The organism is Citrobacter telavivensis (genome assembly GCF_041807075.1).
Lineage (GTDB): Bacteria > Pseudomonadota > Gammaproteobacteria > Enterobacterales > Enterobacteriaceae > Citrobacter_A > Citrobacter_A telavivensis.
Genome location: NZ_JBGUBF010000007.1, coordinates 73,745 through 90,671, shown reverse-complemented (window position 1 = coordinate 90,671; position 16,927 = coordinate 73,745). Strand labels below are relative to the sequence as shown.

The following is a 16,927-nucleotide window of genomic DNA, read 5'->3' as shown; positions in this document are numbered from 1 at the left end:
GCTCACCTTCTTGTTACTGACAGGCAAAATTGGCCGCTGGCAAGAAAGCAAAGGTGAACGTGATAACGTTCACAGTTTCCGGTAATAAGCGCGATATCCCCTGATGTGACGCCGTCCGCATTTCCGGATCTTTCCCGTCTTTTCTTGAAAAATTGACCCTGTTTGCACGGTTTCGTGTCAAAAATTTAAGGTGAGGTGGCTAACCCTTAATTACTATTTCTGACATGTTCATTTGACCCGGATGCCATCATGACCGTACTGCACAGCGTGGATTTTTTTCCATCAGGTAAAGCGCCCGTGGCCATCGAGCCCCGGCTACCGCAGCCTGCTTTTCCAGAGCATCATCATGATTTTCATGAAATTGTGATTGTGGAACATGGCACCGGTATTCATGTGTTCAATGGGCAGCCCTATACCATCAGCGGCGGTACGGTTTGCTTTGTCCGCGACCATGACCGGCACTTGTATGAACATACGGACAATCTTTGCCTGACCAATGTGCTCTACCGCTCGCCCGATGCGTTCCGCTTCCTGGCCGGACTGGATCAACTGCTGCCGCAGGAACAGGATGGCGTGTATCCCTCCCACTGGCGGGTAAATCAGGGTGCGCTGCAACAGGTGCGTCAACTGGTGGCAAAAATGGAACAGGATGGCGATGAGAGCGATCTCCCCGGCGTGGCCAATCGTGAAATTCTGTTTATGCAGTTGCTGGTGCTGCTACGCAAAAGTAGCCTGATGGAAGGGGCGGAAAATAACGATGCACGGCTGAATCATCTGATGGCCTGGCTGGAAGATCATTTTGCGGAAGAAGTGTGCTGGGAGGCGCTGGCCGGTAGGTTCTCGCTGTCCCTGCGCACATTGCATCGCCAGTTGAAGCAACAGACCGGATTGACGCCGCAGCGCTATCTCAACCGTCTGCGTTTAATCAAGGCCCGCCATCTGTTACGTCATAGCGATGAAAGCGTCACGGAGATCGCCTATCGCTGCGGTTTCGGCGACAGTAACCACTTTTCGACCCTGTTTCGCCGTGAATTTGACTGGTCGCCGCGCGACATCCGCCAGGGACGGGATGCGTTACTTCAGTAACGCGAATACTATCAACGTTTTTCGCCGCCAAATTGCTGATAATCATCGATCTGTGATGCCGGATGGCGACGCGGTGGCGTCTTATCCGGCCTACGTGTTCACGTAATTTGTAGGCCGGATAAGGCGAAGCCGCCATCCGGCAAGGAATATTCTGGTGGCGAATCAACTGATTCTTCTAAAAGACGACTTCTTTGCGAATGCCGGGCAGGCCGTCGCCGTTGCCGATCGCTATCCGCAGGATGTGTTTGCCGAACATACGCATGATTTCTGTGAGCTGGTGATTGTCTGGCGAGGCAATGGTCTGCATGTGCTGAACGACCGTCCCTATCGCATCACCCGTGGCGATCTGTTTTATATTCGTGCCGAAGACAAGCACTCCTATACCTCCGTTAATGACCTCGTGTTGCAAAACATCATCTATTGCCCGGAGCGGCTAAAGCTGAATCTGGGCTGGGAGATGGCGATTCCCGGATTTAACGGCACGCCGCGGCAGCCGCACTGGCGGCTGGGCAGTGCTGGAATGACGCAGGCGCGCCAGGTGATAAGCCAGATTGAGCATGAAAGTAACCAGCACGATCCGCTCGCTAACGAGATGGCAGAGCTGCTCTTTGGCCAACTGGTAATGACGCTGAAGCGCCATCGCTATGCCACCGACACGCTGCCAGCGACCTCCAGCGAAACGCTGCTGGATAAACTGATTACCGCGCTGGCCGCCAGTCTGGAACGTCCGTTTGCGCTGGATACCTTTTGCTGCCGGGAGGCGTGCAGCGAACGCGTGCTGCGTCAGCAGTTTCGTAGCCAGACCGGGATGACGATTAACCAGTATCAGCGTCAGGTTCGCGTCTGCCATGCGCAATATCTTCTTCAGCACAGCCGTCTGATGATCGGTGAAATTTCGATGAAGTGTGGATTTGAGGACAGTAACTACTTTTCTGTGGTGTTCACGCGGGAAACCGGGATGACGCCCAGTCAGTGGCGTCATCTCAGTAACTCAAGTGATTAGCTTGCCATGCCCAGACCGACAATGTTGGCGGCGATGATGATCACTACGCATCCCAGACTCAGTACGCTGACGGGACGACGCCCGGCATTGTTCCACTCTTTCAGCACCAGACCGACGATACCACCGCACAGCACGTAGAAACTCATGTGCAGCATCCAACTGATGTAGTCATATTGCGCCGGAATGCGCGCGTGGCCCCAGGCGTAGAAAAAGAATTGCAGATACCACATCAGGCCACCCAGCGCAGACAGCAGCACGTTGGTGATGATAAGCGATTTTGCCAGCGAGAAGTCGGCTTTTACCGACAGGTTCTTCACTTTTGCCAGACGAACAAAACAGAAGCCCAGGTTGACCAGCGCGCCGCCGCCCATGATCACCACGTAGCTTGGCAGCGCGACATACAGCGGGTCTACACCCAGCGCCGCGGCTGCTTCATGCATCGGCTTCGCGGCGTTCATCGCAAACGACATGCCTGCGGAGAAAATGCCGCACATCACCGCCAGCAGTAGCCCTTTTTTCAGGTTGAAATCTTCGGCTTTGATGCCCATTTTGCGCTCTTTGAGCTGGCCCGCACGGGTGACAATCCCGACGCCAATCAGCGCAACCAGTACCCCGAGCAGGGTCATCCGCCCGCCTTCGGTGTTAATCAGCACATCAAAGTTGCCGTTGATGATAGGGGTCATCAGCGTACCGACAATCAGCGTGATGCCAATGGCAATGCCAATCCCCATCGACATGCCGAGGTAGCGCATGGTCAGGCCGTAGTTGATATTACCAATGCCCCACATTGCGCCGAACAGGAATACCGGAAGCAGAGTGGAGAGGTTGAAAGAACTGTAGTAGGCCCAGAAGTTGGGCAGCAGCATGGCGCTGATGGTCCAGGGAAGAATCAGCCAGGAGACAATCCCGCCGACCGACCACATGGTTTCCCATGACCACTGTTTCACTTGTTTGAACGGGGCATAGAAACAGGCTGCACTGGCCGCGCCTATCAAATGCCAAAAAATACCCATCGTAATCGCGTTACTCATTACATCATCCTCATTGTTTTTATCGTCGTTTCTACCCTTCCGACGTCATGAGTTTAAAAATTGCGCAGAGGTATAACCTTTTGCCGATTGCCGCGATTTTTCCTTTCTGGCAAAGGCCCGGTTAAGTGGGTGATATGGCTCACATAATCAACAATAGGCGAAAAGGTAATAACCTTATAAAAAGTACGGCATTGATAATCATTTTCAATATCATTTAATTAACTATAATGAACCAACTGCTTACGCGGCGTTAACACCCGGCCGCTCGACAATAATGGAGATGAATATGAGTTATACACTGCCATCCCTGCCGTACGCTTATGATGCGCTGGAACCGCACTTCGATAAGCAGACGATGGAAATCCACCATACCAAACACCACCAGACCTATGTAAACAACGCCAACGCGGCGCTGGAAAGTCTGCCTGAATTCGCTAACCTGTCTGCGGAAGAGCTGATCGCTAAACTGGATCAGGTACCGGCCGACAAAAAAACCGTTCTGCGTAACAATGCGGGCGGTCACGCTAACCACAGCCTGTTCTGGAAAGGCCTGAAAAAGGGCACGACCCTGCAGGGCGATCTGAAAGCGGCTATCGAACGTGATTTCGGCTCCGTTGATAACTTCAAAGCAGAGTTTGAAAAAGCTGCTGCAACCCGTTTCGGTTCTGGCTGGGCCTGGCTGGTGCTGAAAGGCGATAAACTGGCGGTCGTTTCTACCGCAAACCAGGATTCCCCGCTGATGGGGGAAGCGATTTCTGGCGCTTCCGGCTTCCCGATTGTGGGTCTGGACGTGTGGGAACACGCTTACTACCTGAAATTCCAGAACCGTCGCCCGGACTACATCAAAGAGTTCTGGAACGTGGTGAACTGGGACGAAGCGGCTGCGCGTTTCGCGGCGAAAAAATAAGTCTTATTTAACAAGACGTAGCGTTTGTATGACCCCGTCGGCGCGACCGGTGGGGTTTTTTTGTGATCAAAATCAAATCAAAAACAGCGATCCACAAAAAATGAAACATTGTTTTGTTGTGTGGTTGGGATCACTTTTATTATTGTGCTGAATGTCTATCGTTGACACATCTTTACATCGGAAGGTGATGGAAATGCAGATTAAACGCACGATAGAAAAAATCCCTGGCGGCATGATGCTCGTCCCTCTGTTCCTGGGCGCGTTGTGTCACACGTTCTCTCCCGACGCGGGGAAATATTTTGGCTCATTCACCAACGGGATGATCACCGGTACGGTGCCGATTCTGGCCGTGTGGTTTTTCTGCATGGGGGCCTCCATCAAGCTGAGCGCAACGGGTACCGTCCTGCGTAAGTCCGGAACGCTGGTGGTGACCAAAATTGCTGTGGCGTGGGTGGTGGCGGCGATTGCCTCGCGGATCATCCCTGAACATGGCGTGGAGGTAGGATTCTTTGCCGGGCTGTCGACACTGGCGCTGGTTGCGGCAATGGACATGACCAACGGTGGGCTGTACGCGTCGATCATGCAGCAGTACGGCACCAAAGAAGAGGCCGGGGCATTTGTCCTGATGTCGCTGGAATCGGGCCCGCTGATGACGATGATCATCCTCGGTACGGCCGGGATTGCGTCGTTTGAACCGCATGTTTTTGTCGGCGCGGTGCTGCCATTCCTGGTGGGCTTCACGCTGGGTAATCTGGACCCTGAGCTGCGCGAGTTCTTCAGTAAAGCGGTACAGACGCTGATCCCCTTCTTCGCCTTTGCGCTGGGTAACACCATCGATCTGAGCGTGATTGCGCAGACCGGTCTGTTGGGCATTCTGTTGGGTGTGGCGGTGATTATCGTGACCGGTATTCCGCTGATCGTTGCCGATAAACTGATCGGCGGCGGCGACGGTACGGCAGGGATTGCCGCTTCCAGCTCAGCCGGTGCGGCGGTGGCGACACCGGTACTGATCGCAGAAATGGTGCCCGCATTTAAACCGATGGCACCGGCGGCAACCTCGCTGGTGGCAACCTCGGTGATTGTGACGTCAATCCTTGTGCCAATTATCACCTCTGTCTGGTCGAAGAAGGTCAAAGCGAAAGCGGCGGCAATCGAAATCCAACATGCTGTGAAATAAAACAATAATGCCGGATAGCACTGCGCTTATCCGGCCTTTTTTTGCATCATAAAAAGGCCTGGTGAATCTCACCAGGCCTTGTCTTTTAACGACCAAACACCTCATCAATCGTCCGGCAGTCGTGTTCGTTCAACTCGCCGCCCGCATTACGTGAAACCCCGCTGCAATAGCCGAACTTCCGCGATACCACCGTCTTGATGGTGGTGACGAAATCTTCGCCGATGGCATAAATCGACATATAGACGCCAATTTTCTGCTGAATGTCGCGCAGGGCCGCCAGGTCACCGGCCTTGAACGCTTCACGCGCGCTGACAAACAGTTCCGGCATAACGTTGTTGAGTCCGGAGATAATCCCCGCCCCGCCAGCCAGCAGGTTAGGAATGAAATACTCGTCATAACCTGAGAGTACGGCAAAATCGTCACGTACGGCCTGGGTTGCCTCGATCATTCTACGGGTATGCGACTGGCAGTCGACAGTATCTTTGATCCCGGCAAAGTTAGGGAACTCGCTGGCAAGTTGGGCGACCAGATCCGGCGTTAAATCGCTGCCGGTGCGTGGCGGGAAGTTGTAGGCGAACCATTTGCCGCTGAGCTTTTGCCCCAACTGGCGGAAGTAGCTCAGCAACTGCTTCGGCGTTTGGCCGTAGTAATACGGCGGCAGAACCATCACTGCATCGTAGCCTGTGCGATACGCTTCCTGCGCCATCCGTAATACATCGTGGATGCAGGTGGAAGAGACGTTAGCCACCATCTTCAATGAGCTCATGGCGCGCGCCTCGCGAATCAACAGCAAGCGTTCGTCAAGAGTGAAGGACGCGAACTCCCCGATACTGCCCATCAGCAAAATCACGTCGATTTTTGCCTCAGTCAGGCGTTGAAGGTGTTGGCTCAGACCGTTGAGATCGATATTACCATCCTGATCCATTGGCGTAATGGAGGGGCACCAGACGCCAGCAAACTGCGTTTGACCTGTCACGTTGTTGACTCCTTATTATGAAATGGCGTTTCAAAATCCCTTCAATAGATAGCATGGATAGTTGCGCGTCGTGTGAACCTTGCTCTCATTTTGCGCGGTTGAGGTAAAATAATTGTGGTTAAATAAGGCAAATTTATCGGGGAGAGGGACCAGATGCGATATCCAGTAGACGTGTTCAGCGGCAAGATTCAGGACTACGCGGGAAGCCGCCCCAGTGCGATTGGCAAAATTCAGGTCGATGGCGAACTGATGCTGACGGAACTGGGCCTGGAAGGCGATGAACAGGCAGAAACGAAAATCCACGGCGGGCCCGATCGTGCGCTGTGCCATTATCCACGCGAGCATTATCTGTACTGGGCGCGCGAATTCCCGGAGCAGGCGGATCAATTTGTGGCGCCGGCTTTTGGTGAGAACCTCTCTACCGATGGCCTGACGGAACAAAATGTCTATATCGGCGATATTTTCCGTTGGGGCGAGGCGCTGATTCAGGTCACGCAGCCGCGTTCACCGTGCTTCAAGCTCAATTTCCACTTTGGGATCGGCGATATGGCGAGCCTGATGCAGAACTGCGGCAAAACGGGCTGGCTGTGCAGCGTGGTTGCTCCAGGCATGGTGTCAGCCGATGCGCCATTGGAGCTGGTCTCCCGGGTTAGCGACGTCAGCGTGCAGGAGGCTGTCGCCATTGCCTGGCATATGCCTTTTGACGATGAACAGTATCACCGTTTGCTGTCAGCGGCGGGGCTGTCGAAGAGCTGGACGCGAACGATGCAAAAGCGCCGACTGAGCGGCACAATCGAGGATAATTCACGGAGATTGTGGGGATAATGCGATGCCTGATGGCGCTCGCTTATCCGACCTACCGTTCGTGGAGATTTGTAGGCCGGATAAGGCGTTTACGCCACCATCCGGCACAATCCGTTACGAACGTTTGTACAACGGTAGCCAGATAACAAGACGTAAGCCGCCCAGCGGACTGTCTTCGGCTTTCACCCAGCCGCGATGCTGCTGAATGGCGGTTTCCACAATCGCCAGACCCAGACCGGTGCCGCCAGATTCGCGATCGCGCGCTTCGTCAGTACGATAGAACGGGCGGAAAATCTGCTCGCGGTCTTCCGGGCTGACGCCAGGGCCATCGTCATCCACCGTGATCGTAATACCGTCTTTATCCACCGCGAAGCCAACTTCAATCTTCGTATGTGAATAGCGCAGGGCGTTACGGACGATGTTTTCCAGCGCACTTTCCAGCGCGTTCGGGTTACCGTACAGCGGCCACGGCCCCGGCGGGAAATTCACCGTGAGTGATTTACCCATCTGCTCGGCTTCAAAGGCCGCGTTATCCAGCACCTCGCCCCACAGATGATTGGCCTTCATCGTTTCGCTGACCAGCGCGTTTTTCTGCTGATTGCGCGACATCACCAGCAGATCGTTGATCATGCTGTCCAGACGTTGCGCTTCGGTTTCAATACGCTCCAGCTCCTTGCTCTCGCCGCTACGGCGACGCAACAGCGCGGTTCCGAGTTGCAGACGCGTGAGCGGGGTTCTCAGTTCGTGCGAGATGTCTGACAACAGACGTTGCTGCGTCGTCATCATGCGTTCCAGGGCGGTCACCATCTGGTTGAAACTGGCGCCTGCGGCAAGGAACTCCTGCGGGCCAGCTTCCAGTTCCGGATGCTGACGCAGGTTACCCTGAGCGACCTCATCCGCCGCGTTTTTCAACTTACGCGCCGGTTTCGCCAGACTCCACGCCAGCCATAACAACAGCGGGGAACTGACTAACATTGTGACAATCAGCAACAATAGCGGACGGTCAAACAGCAGGTTGATAAAATCGGATTGGGAATTGCTGGCTGGGCGAATCAGGTAAAGCTGGTAGTTATCTTCTCCATCTCTGACGGAGAATGGCCCAACCATTTCGACGCGACCATACTTTTTCTTCTGCGGGTGATCGGCGTTGTCCGCCTGACCAATAAAGTTACGAATGATCTGCATCTCGCTGCGTTCAGCGCCGATCACGCGTCCTTCTGTGGTCACCAGCAATAATCGCTGCCCAGGCGGCGCCCACTTGTCAATCGCACGGAACAAGCGACGCCACCACATCAAATCGTTGGGTGGATCGTTCGCGAGTTCAGCTTCAACGTGTTGCTCAATCATTAACCCCTGGCGCTGTTCGCTATCCAGCAGCTCGGTCATTTGGCGTGAGTCGAGCTTGGGTAACATCAGTACCAACATCAACACCAGTGCCAGCGTCAACCAGAAGATGGCAAAGATGCGCGCGGTTAAGCTCCCTATCATGAAGCCGAAACCATCAGATAGCCGCGACCACGCAGGGTTTTAAACCACGGATGCCCGTCTTTCCGCTCCGGCAGTTTGCGCCGCAGGTTTGAGATATGCATGTCGATGGCGCGGTCGAAAGGCGTCAGGCGTTTACCCAGCACTTCCTGGCTCAAATGTTCACGCGATACCACCTGGCCGAGATGCTGTGCCAGTAGATAGAGCAGGGTGAATTCGGTGCCCGTTAACTCCAGCGCCCGACCGTCAAAGCTGGCTTCCTGGCGACCCGGATTGAGGCTGAGGGCATCCACTTCCAGCGTCGGCGAGCCGTTATCGCTGCTTTGCTGCTGTTCGCTCCAGTGCGAGCGGCGCAAAATAGCGCGGATACGCGCGACCAGTTCACGATCGTTAAACGGTTTCGGTAAATAGTCATCCGCGCCCAGCTCAAGGCCAAGTACGCGATCCAGTTCGCTGCCGCGGGCGGTCAGCATAATCACGGGGGTCTGGTGTGTCTGGCGAAGCGCTTTCAGCGTATCGATACCGTTTTTCTTCGGCATCATGACATCAAGCAAAAGTAAATCAATGCTGTCGTCCAGGAGCTCAAGCGCCTGCTCCCCGTCATGGGCAACCAGCACATTGAAGCCTTCCATTTCGAGCAGCTCCTTTAACAGGGAAGTCAGCTCTCGGTCATCATCAACTAACAGGATTTTATTCATTGTTTAAGTACCTCCGAGGCAGAAATTACGTCATCAGGCGTCGCTAATCCATGACTTTACGTTGTTTTACACCCCCTGACGCATGTTTGCAGCCCGAATCGTAAACTGTCTCTCGTTGAATCGCGACAGAAAAGATTTTGGGAGCAAATGATGCGCAAAGTTACCGCTGCCGTCATGGCCTCAACGCTGGCACTCAGTACCGTTAGCCAGGCTGCTGAAGTCGTTACAGGCGATAACTGGCACTCGGGAGAATCCCCTGCGCCGCGCACTGTACAAAGCCATATGTTTGACGGCATAAGTTTAACCGAACATCAGCGTCAACAGATGCGAGATCTGATGCAACAGGCCCGACATGAACAGCCGCCTGTTAATGTTAGCGAAATGGAGACGATGCATCGTCTTATTATTGCAGAAAAATTTGATGAAACCGCTGTACGCGCTCAGGCAGAAAAGATGGCGCAGGCACAGGTTGCCAGACAGGTCGAAATGGCCAGAGTTCGCAACCAGATGTATCGCCTGCTTACTCCCGAGCAGCAAGCGGTTTTGAACGAGAAGCATCAACAAAGAATGGAGCAGTTGCGCGACGTGACGCAATGGCAAAAAAGTTCTTCGTTGAAGTTATTGAGTAGTAGCAACTCACGTTCCCAGTAGTAAACCCTGTTTTCCTTGCCATAGACACCATCCCTGTCTTCCCCCACATGATGTGGGGGTTTTTTTTGCCCTTTGATACGTAACTCTTTATTTTTCAATTCGTTATTTTATCTGATGCAGGTTTGTTCCCTCGTTCTCATCGCCAGGAAACCATTTTATGTGTTGCATGCAACTTAGAGATGATATTCAAGATGCGAGTTCCCGTTGTTGTGGCTTATGAGCGATGAAGCGACTCTCAACATATTTGTACATGACTGGTGCAATAATCCCTGATGCAATAATTGCACATGCCTGCCATAGATAATTCCCAGCGCTGTATAAATAGTGTTTAGACACGGTTTGAGTAATACCATGTACTAAATAGAGAGAAAAACTACAGGTTCCTAACATAGTAACTGGCAGTGAAGTCAATAGACCAAAGTAGTCACAACCGCTCTTAATTGTGTAGAATATGATAAACATGTAGAGTGGTGTTGTTGTATTATAAGCATGTTTTGTGAAAAATAATGCGACGAATAATAAGAGTAAACAAACTACATCCGATGGTCGTTTGTTGCTCTTGATTGTTGCGATAAGGAATCCAGTCAAAAAATACATTAAATAGCTAAGGAACTGTTCCTGGTTGATGAAGTATTTATAACTCAGGATAAGAGCCATTAAAAAAATAATAAATGTTTTTTTGTATTCTATCTTTTTCATTATTAGATATAAAAAAGGAATAGCAATGTAGAGGCGTAGCTCCCAGACTAATGTCCAGAAGACGCCTGAAGTCGCTATCTGCAATGATATGCCGTTGATGTTAGCTCCGGGTGCATCAAAGATAAATGGCAGCGACGGGACTAACCAACTCGTTATTGGCGTATGGTGTAATGGGTTCATTATTAACGTTATTAAATAAATCAACAATAACGTCACAATAACTGGAGGGTAAATTCTTAAACAACGAGAAATGAAAAATTCTTTAACATTAAATGTTGGGGCTAATGCTTTGCGAAAAAAGAGAAAGGCCGAAAGTATAAAAAAGATACCGACTGAAAGTTCACCTGTGAGAAAAATAATTCGCTTAATATTGCTTGTCGTAATATAATCAAGGGACCAGTAGTTGTCGAATTTTCCTCCCGCCCTCCAGTATAAATGAAATATTGCAACGAGTGCTGCACAGATTCCTCGTAATCCGTCGAGAGCGGCAAATTTATGTTTTGCTGGTGTAATTCCAAGCAACTTGGATGTGATGAAGATGGTTAATACTAATAAACTGATGTAAGTAACGTACTCAATTAAATAAGACATTTTATTGTTTTCAATAATATTTTTTCGACATATTATCATTTTTTAAATGTCAAGTGAATCACCAATCACTAACACCATCCGTTATACTACCGGCATGAGATGGCAGGAGTGTTTATGAATCAATCCTATGGGCGGTTAGTCAGTCGGGCGGCCATTGCCGCGACAGTGATGGCGTCGCTGTTACTTTTGATCAAAATTTTTGCGTGGTGGTACACCGGGTCGGTGAGTATTCTGGCGGCACTGGTCGACTCGCTGGTGGATATCGCCGCGTCGCTCACTAACCTGTTAGTGGTGCGCTATTCGCTGCAGCCAGCGGATGATGAACATACCTTTGGTCACGGCAAGGCGGAATCCCTGGCCGCGCTGGCGCAAAGTATGTTTATTTCCGGTTCGGCGCTGTTTTTGTTTTTAACCGGTATTCAGCATCTGATTTCACCTACCCCGATGAACGATCCTGGCGTGGGGGTTGTGGTTACCATTATCGCCCTGATATGTACTGTGGTGCTGGTCTCGTTTCAGCGCTGGGTGGTGAAGCGGACGCAAAGTCAGGCGGTGCGGGCAGATATGCTTCATTATCAGTCTGATGTTATGATGAACGGTGCTATTCTCGTGGCGCTCGGTCTGGCCTGGTACGGCTGGCATCGTGCGGACGCGTTGTTTGCATTGGGGATTGGCATCTATATTTTATATAGTGCATTACGCATGGGCTATGATGCAGTGCAGTCGTTACTGGATCGTGCATTACCCGATGAAGAACGTCAGGAAATTTTTGAAATCGTGAAATCATGGCCCGGCGTCAGTGGTGCTCACGATCTCCGTACGCGGCAGTCAGGGCCGACCCGCTTTATTCAGATTCATTTGGAAATGGAAGATAATCTGCCGCTCGTTCAGGCGCATGTTGTGGCTGAACAGGTAGAGCAGGCGATTTTACGGCGTTTTCCGGGATCCGATGTCATTATCCATCAGGACCCGTGTTCCGTCGTCCCCAGGGAAGGCAAAAGGTTTGAGCTTTCGTAAGTGAGCGTAAAAAAGAGAGCCAGGCCCGCATTTTGTGTATAAATTACCGCCATTTGGCCTGACCTGAATCAATTCAGCAGGAAGTGATTGTTATACTATTTGCATATTCGTTGGATCGTCTCGCTATGCAGGATCGACTTCCGGCAACAGACTTCATTTTGCATTCCAAAGTTCAGAGGTAGTCATGATTAAGAAAATCGGTGTGTTGACAAGCGGCGGTGATGCGCCGGGCATGAACGCAGCAATCCGTGGTGTGGTGCGCGCAGCACTGACGGAAGGACTGGAAGTCATGGGTGTTTATGATGGCTACCTGGGTCTGTACGAAGACCGTATGGTGCAGCTTGACCGTTACAGCGTGTCCGACATGATTAACCGCGGTGGTACCTTCCTGGGTTCCGCACGCTTCCCGGAGTTCCGTGACGAAAACGTCCGCGCCGTGGCTATCGAAAACCTGAAAAAACGCGGTATTGACGCGCTGGTGGTGATCGGCGGTGACGGTTCTTACATGGGTGCAAAACGCCTGACTGAAATGGGCTTCCCGTGCATCGGCTTGCCTGGCACCATCGATAACGATATCAAAGGCACCGACTACACCATCGGTTACTTTACGGCGCTGGGCACCGTGGTTGAAGCGATTGACCGTCTGCGCGATACCTCATCTTCTCACCAGCGTATTTCTATTGTTGAAGTGATGGGCCGCTACTGTGGCGACCTGACTCTGGCAGCGGCGATTGCCGGTGGCTGTGAGTTCGTTGTGGTACCGGAAGTGGAATTCAGCCGGGACGATCTGGTCAACGAAATCAAAGCGGGCATCGCGAAGGGCAAGAAGCACGCTATCGTGGCGATCACTGAGCACATGTGCGACGTAGACGAACTGGCGCATTACATCGAGAAAGAGACGGGCCGTGAAACCCGTGCGACCGTCCTGGGTCACATCCAGCGCGGCGGTTCTCCGGTGCCTTACGACCGCATCCTGGCGTCCCGTATGGGTTCTTACGCCATCGAACTGCTGCTGGAAGGTCACGGTGGTCGTTGCGTCGGTATTCAGAACGAAAAACTGGTTCACCATGACATCATCGACGCTATCGAAAACATGCAGCGTCCGTTCAAAGGTGACTGGCTGGATTGCGCGAAGAAACTGTACTGATTCTTCTCTGCGCCTGATGGCGCTACGCTTATCCGGCCTACAGATCGCAAAGACGTGTAGGCCGGATAAGGCGTCAGTCGCCATCCGGCATAAGCCCTTCATATATTCCCTCAAGTTATAGCCAATCTTTTTTTATTCTTTAATGTTTGGATTTCTTTCTGGCACGCTTTGCTCATCACAACACAACATAAGAGAGTTGGGCGATGAACAAATGGGGCGTGGGGTTAACTTTGCTGCTGGCATCCAGCGGCGTTCTGGCAAAGGATATTCAATTACTGAACGTGTCTTACGATCCAACGCGTGAGCTGTACGAGCAGTACAACAAAGCGTTTAGCGCACACTGGAAGCAAGAGACGGGCGATAACGTCGTGATTCGTCAGTCGCACGGCGGGTCGGGCAAACAGGCCACCTCGGTGATTAACGGTATCGAAGCGGATGTGGTGACGCTGGCGCTGGCCTATGATGTTGATGCGATTGCCGAGCGCGGTCGTATTGATAAAAACTGGATCAAACGCCTGCCTGACAACTCTGCGCCTTATACCTCCACCATTGTGTTCCTGGTTCGCAAAGGCAACCCGAAGCAAATTCATGACTGGAACGATCTGGTTAAACCTGGCGTCTCTGTGATCACCCCTAACCCGAAAAGTTCCGGCGGCGCTCGCTGGAACTACCTGGCGGCGTGGGGCTATGCGCTGCACCATAGCAACGGCGATCAGGCGAAAGCCCAGGATTTCGTGAAGGCGCTGTTTAAAAACGTTGAAGTGCTGGACTCCGGCGCGCGCGGCTCCACCAATACCTTCGTGGAACGCGGCATCGGCGACGTGCTGATCGCCTGGGAGAACGAAGCGCTGCTGGCGACCAATGAACTGGGCAAAGATAAGTTCGAAATCGTGACGCCGAGCGAATCCATTCTGGCTGAGCCGACGGTCTCCGTTGTGGATAAAGTGACCGAGAAGAAAGGTACCCAGGCCGTGGCGGAAGCCTACCTGAAGTATCTCTACTCACCGGAAGGTCAGGAGATCGCGGCGAAAAACTACTACCGTCCGCGCGATGCAGAAGTGGCGAAGAAATACGAAAATGCGTTTCCGAAACTGAAACTCTTCACCATTGATGAGGTGTTCGGCGGCTGGACGAAAGCGCAGAAAGAACATTTCTCGAACGGCGGAACGTTCGATCAGATAAGCAAGCGTTAAGCGCGGATCGCAGAAGAGGCCCGGGGCATTTGCCGCCGGGCTTTTTTTATTTGTCATGATTTTGCGTTACTCTTGCAGGTCGTTGAGATACAGGGAACGCGTTATGAAAAAAACTGGCTATGGGCTACTGGCCGCTGTCGTTATTGTTGCGGCAGCCGGTTTTGGCTACTGGAAGCTGGCCGGAAACCCGGATGCGTTGCGTAAGATTGTCCTTGAGCAATGTCTGCCCAATCAGTTGCAGCATCAAAACCCTGCGCCATGCGCCGAAGTGAAGCCCGGTGCCGGATACGTGGTCTTCAAAGACCGCAATGGCCCGCTGCAATATCTGCTGATGCCGACTTACCGCATTAACGGCACCGAGAGTCCGCTACTGGTGGAACAATTCACGCCGAATTTTTTCTGGCTGGCCTGGCAATCTCGCGACTTTATGAGCAAGACGTATGGTCAGGATATTCCGGAGAGCGTCGTTTCGCTGGCAATCAATTCACGCAGCGGACGGACGCAAAATCATTTCCACATCCATATCTCCTGCCTGCGTCCTGATGTCAGGGCACAACTGGACGCTAATCAGGCCAAAATCAGCACCCGCTGGTTGCCGCTGCCGGGCGGACTGCGCGGACACGAATATCTTGCCCGTCGCGTGACGGAAAGCGAACTGGCACAGCGCAGTCCGTTTATGATGCTGGCAGAAGAGGTGCCGGAGGCGCGCGAGCGGATGGGGAGCTACGCGTTGGCGTTGGCGCGCCAAAGCGATGACGCTTTTGTTCTGTTGGCGACACAGCGCAACTGGCTGACGTTTAACCGGGCGTCGGCGGAAGAAATCCAGGATCACGACTGCTCACTGCTCACCCAACCCTGAACGCGGTCCCGCCAGACTCTCGGCGTTTTTTTGCACAACCTCTCACTTCAGGCCAGCGATGATGTATCGTTGGTTAAATTAATGTGAAATCGATCAAAAGATATAAAGGTATACCTTTATATCTTTTGTGATTCCATTACACTCCCTCATAACGCCTGACCCTGACTGCCCGGATCATGCGTTAATCATAAAAGCTTTTATTTCACGTAGTTACGTCATCCTTTTTTCGACATTCTTGTGCCCAACGGCGCAAAAGGAATACCGATATGAAATTGTCTATCGTGGAAAAAATAGGTTTCGGCGCCGGGGATATGGCGATCAACGTAGTGATTATTGCCATGCAGCTACTGCTGGCATATTTCTACACCGATATTTACGGTTTACGTGCAGCAGATGTGGGTGTGCTGCTGGTGGTTGTGCGGATGATCGACGCCATTATCGATCCGGCAATGGGAATGCTGACCGATAAAGTCTCGACCCGCTGGGGGCGATATCGTCCGTGGTTGTTATGGTTTGCCATTCCGTTTGGTTTCGCCGTCTATCTGATGTTTATCACGCCGGATATGGCGTATACGGCGAAGCTGGCGTGGGCCTATTTTACTTACATCCTGATGACGCTGGTCTATACGGCGATCACCATCCCTTATATCTCTCTGATTGGCGTCATCACGGACGATCCGGGCGAGCGGTTGAGTGCCAACGGGTATCGTTTTGTGATGACTAAAATCGCCGCGTTTCTGGTGACGATCGTGGTTCCCATGCTGGCAGTCTGGCTGGGGCAGGGCAATAAAGCGCTGGGTTATCAGCTCTCTATGGGGTTGATGGGCGCGATGGGCGCAGTGCTGTTTATCTTCTGCTTTATGACCACCCGCGAACGCAGCGAGCCTGAACTGCCGTCACTGTCGGTAAAACAGCAATTCGCCAATCTGCTGCGCAACGACCAGTGGCTGATTCTGGGCGTGGTGATTATGTTGCTGATGTGCGGCTACGTGATCCGTGGTTCGGTTGCCGCCTATTACGCCAAATATTATCTGAATGGTGGTGACAGCCTGATTTCACCGTTCCTGACCGTCGGCGTTGTGGCATCTATTCTGGCGATGATTGCGACCACATGGGTGACCAAGTTCTGGGACAAAATAAAAATGTTCCGCTACACCCAACTGATGACCTTCGTGCTGAGTATCGCCATGTACTTCTGCGTCGGGCAGCAAAACCTGATCCTCGCCTTTATCTTTTACTTTCTCATCAACTTCTTCTGCGACATGCAAATGCCGGTGTTCTGGTCTTCCATCGCGGAGGCGGTCGATTACGGCGAGAAGAAAACCGGGCTGCGCGTCTCCGGACTGGCTTTCGGCGGCATTCTGTTCTTTCAGAAATTCGGCATGGGGATTGCCGGCGGCGTCCTCGGCTTCCTGCTGAGCCACTTCGGCTACCAGGCGGATGTCCAACAGAGCGCGAGTTCGCTGGCAGGAATTGCGCTGATGATGACGCTCATCCCCGCCATCTTCCATCTGGTGGTTGGCGTCGTGATGAAAAAGTATCTGATCAACAACGATTATTACCGCGATATCCAGCGTGAACTGGCACAGCGTCAGGCGTGAGG

The 16,927-nt window shown here is 52.4% G+C and carries 16 protein-coding genes; 11 read left to right on the top strand and 5 right to left on the bottom strand.

Going from position 1 to position 16,927, the window contains the following annotated elements; genetic code table 11:
• The first annotated feature begins 249 nt into the window (after positions 1-249).
• Together rhaS and rhaR are read left to right on the top strand one after the other, a co-directional pair.
• Entirely contained in the window at positions 250-1,086 is an 837-nt protein-coding gene (rhaS, locus tag ACERJC_RS21400) for an HTH-type transcriptional activator RhaS (RefSeq protein WP_152401142.1), read from the top strand.
• 154 nt (positions 1,087-1,240) lie between these two features.
• Positions 1,241-2,089, top strand: coding sequence for an HTH-type transcriptional activator RhaR (rhaR, locus tag ACERJC_RS21395; protein WP_373672441.1), 849 nt, complete (start codon positions 1,241-1,243; stop codon positions 2,087-2,089).
• On the opposite strand, the gene rhaT is transcribed toward rhaR, so the two are convergent.
• The gene (rhaT, locus tag ACERJC_RS21390) at positions 2,086-3,120 is read right to left on the bottom strand and encodes an L-rhamnose/proton symporter RhaT (RefSeq protein ID WP_152401146.1); all 1,035 of its coding nucleotides are present in this window, start codon (positions 3,118-3,120) and stop codon (positions 2,086-2,088) included. The two genes, rhaR and rhaT, sit on opposite strands and share 4 nt — an antisense overlap.
• A gap of 286 nt (positions 3,121-3,406) precedes the next feature.
• On the opposite strand from rhaT, the gene sodA reads away from it, so the two are divergent.
• Positions 3,407-4,027: a superoxide dismutase [Mn] gene (gene sodA, locus ACERJC_RS21385; protein WP_044257452.1), complete on the top strand. Its 621-nt coding sequence runs from the start codon at positions 3,407-3,409 to the stop codon at positions 4,025-4,027.
• Between the two features lie 193 nt (positions 4,028-4,220).
• The gene (kdgT, locus tag ACERJC_RS21380) at positions 4,221-5,204 is read left to right on the top strand and encodes a 2-keto-3-deoxygluconate transporter (RefSeq protein ID WP_152401149.1); all 984 of its coding nucleotides are present in this window, start codon (positions 4,221-4,223) and stop codon (positions 5,202-5,204) included.
• A gap of 85 nt (positions 5,205-5,289) precedes the next feature.
• On the opposite strand, the gene ACERJC_RS21375 is transcribed toward kdgT, so the two are convergent.
• The gene (locus ACERJC_RS21375; RefSeq protein WP_152401152.1) at positions 5,290-6,180 is read right to left on the bottom strand and encodes a dihydrodipicolinate synthase family protein; all 891 of its coding nucleotides are present in this window, start codon (positions 6,178-6,180) and stop codon (positions 5,290-5,292) included.
• 153 nt (positions 6,181-6,333) lie between these two features.
• On the opposite strand from ACERJC_RS21375, the gene yiiM reads away from it, so the two are divergent.
• On the top strand, positions 6,334-7,005 hold the full coding sequence (yiiM, locus tag ACERJC_RS21370) for a 6-hydroxyaminopurine reductase (protein WP_178828383.1): 672 nt from the start codon (positions 6,334-6,336) through the stop codon (positions 7,003-7,005).
• Between the two features lie 93 nt (positions 7,006-7,098).
• Here the strand turns inward: yiiM and cpxA are convergent, their stop codons facing one another.
• Positions 7,099-8,472: an envelope stress sensor histidine kinase CpxA gene (gene cpxA / locus ACERJC_RS21365; RefSeq protein ID WP_046493226.1), complete on the bottom strand. Its 1,374-nt coding sequence runs from the start codon at positions 8,470-8,472 to the stop codon at positions 7,099-7,101.
• A complete protein-coding gene (gene cpxR / locus ACERJC_RS21360; protein ID WP_152401156.1) occupies positions 8,469-9,167 on the bottom strand; it encodes an envelope stress response regulator transcription factor CpxR in 699 nt (232 codons plus the stop codon). The genes cpxA and cpxR overlap by 4 nt, the downstream gene beginning before the upstream one ends.
• A 150-nt stretch (positions 9,168-9,317) precedes the next feature.
• On the opposite strand from cpxR, the gene cpxP reads away from it, so the two are divergent.
• The gene (gene cpxP, locus ACERJC_RS21355) at positions 9,318-9,818 is read left to right on the top strand and encodes a cell-envelope stress modulator CpxP (protein ID WP_152406230.1); all 501 of its coding nucleotides are present in this window, start codon (positions 9,318-9,320) and stop codon (positions 9,816-9,818) included.
• A gap of 186 nt (positions 9,819-10,004) precedes the next feature.
• Here the strand turns inward: cpxP and ACERJC_RS21350 are convergent, their stop codons facing one another.
• Entirely contained in the window at positions 10,005-11,108 is a 1,104-nt protein-coding gene (locus ACERJC_RS21350; RefSeq protein WP_373672440.1) for an acyltransferase family protein, read from the bottom strand.
• A 114-nt stretch (positions 11,109-11,222) separates the two neighbouring features.
• On the opposite strand from ACERJC_RS21350, the gene fieF reads away from it, so the two are divergent.
• The 5 genes from fieF to ACERJC_RS21325 all read left to right on the top strand — a co-directional run bounded on the left by fieF (position 11,223) and on the right by ACERJC_RS21325 (position 16,925).
• Positions 11,223-12,125: a CDF family cation-efflux transporter FieF gene (fieF, locus tag ACERJC_RS21345; protein WP_152401196.1), complete on the top strand. Its 903-nt coding sequence runs from the start codon at positions 11,223-11,225 to the stop codon at positions 12,123-12,125.
• Between the two features lie 184 nt (positions 12,126-12,309).
• Positions 12,310-13,272, top strand: coding sequence for a 6-phosphofructokinase (pfkA, locus tag ACERJC_RS21340; RefSeq protein WP_152401199.1), 963 nt, complete (start codon positions 12,310-12,312; stop codon positions 13,270-13,272).
• 203 nt (positions 13,273-13,475) lie between these two features.
• Positions 13,476-14,465, top strand: a complete 990-nt coding sequence (gene sbp / locus ACERJC_RS21335) for a sulfate/thiosulfate ABC transporter substrate-binding protein Sbp (protein ID WP_373672439.1) — start codon at positions 13,476-13,478, stop codon at positions 14,463-14,465.
• A gap of 103 nt (positions 14,466-14,568) precedes the next feature.
• Positions 14,569-15,324: a CDP-diacylglycerol diphosphatase gene (locus tag ACERJC_RS21330; protein ID WP_373672438.1), complete on the top strand. Its 756-nt coding sequence runs from the start codon at positions 14,569-14,571 to the stop codon at positions 15,322-15,324.
• Positions 15,325-15,590: 266 nt separating this feature from the next.
• Positions 15,591-16,925 (top strand): MFS transporter, encoded by a 1,335-nt coding sequence (locus tag ACERJC_RS21325; RefSeq protein WP_286632385.1) that lies wholly within the window; start codon positions 15,591-15,593, stop codon positions 16,923-16,925.
• The last annotated feature ends 2 nt before the right edge of the window (positions 16,926-16,927 follow it).

Excerpts from the sequence above, each read along its gene's own strand:
- sodA (WP_044257452.1), top strand. The coding sequence starts at position 3,407 with ATGAGTTATACACTGCCATCCCTGCCGTACGCTTATGATGCGCTGGAA.
- kdgT (WP_152401149.1), top strand. The coding sequence starts at position 4,221 with ATGCAGATTAAACGCACGATAGAAAAAATCCCTGGCGGCATGATGCTC.
- ACERJC_RS21325 (WP_286632385.1), top strand. The coding sequence starts at position 15,591 with ATGAAATTGTCTATCGTGGAAAAAATAGGTTTCGGCGCCGGGGATATG.
- ACERJC_RS21350 (WP_373672440.1), bottom strand. The coding sequence starts at position 11,108 with ATGTCTTATTTAATTGAGTACGTTACTTACATCAGTTTATTAGTATTA.
- cpxP (WP_152406230.1), top strand. The coding sequence starts at position 9,318 with ATGCGCAAAGTTACCGCTGCCGTCATGGCCTCAACGCTGGCACTCAGT.
- ACERJC_RS21330 (WP_373672438.1), top strand. The coding sequence starts at position 14,569 with ATGAAAAAAACTGGCTATGGGCTACTGGCCGCTGTCGTTATTGTTGCG.
- fieF (WP_152401196.1), top strand. The coding sequence starts at position 11,223 with ATGAATCAATCCTATGGGCGGTTAGTCAGTCGGGCGGCCATTGCCGCG.
- cpxA (WP_046493226.1), bottom strand. The coding sequence starts at position 8,472 with ATGATAGGGAGCTTAACCGCGCGCATCTTTGCCATCTTCTGGTTGACG.
- sbp (WP_373672439.1), top strand. The coding sequence starts at position 13,476 with ATGAACAAATGGGGCGTGGGGTTAACTTTGCTGCTGGCATCCAGCGGC.
- rhaT (WP_152401146.1), bottom strand. The coding sequence starts at position 3,120 with ATGAGTAACGCGATTACGATGGGTATTTTTTGGCATTTGATAGGCGCG.
- pfkA (WP_152401199.1), top strand. The coding sequence starts at position 12,310 with ATGATTAAGAAAATCGGTGTGTTGACAAGCGGCGGTGATGCGCCGGGC.
- yiiM (WP_178828383.1), top strand. The coding sequence starts at position 6,334 with ATGCGATATCCAGTAGACGTGTTCAGCGGCAAGATTCAGGACTACGCG.
- rhaS (WP_152401142.1), top strand. The coding sequence starts at position 250 with ATGACCGTACTGCACAGCGTGGATTTTTTTCCATCAGGTAAAGCGCCC.
- cpxR (WP_152401156.1), bottom strand. The coding sequence starts at position 9,167 with ATGAATAAAATCCTGTTAGTTGATGATGACCGAGAGCTGACTTCCCTG.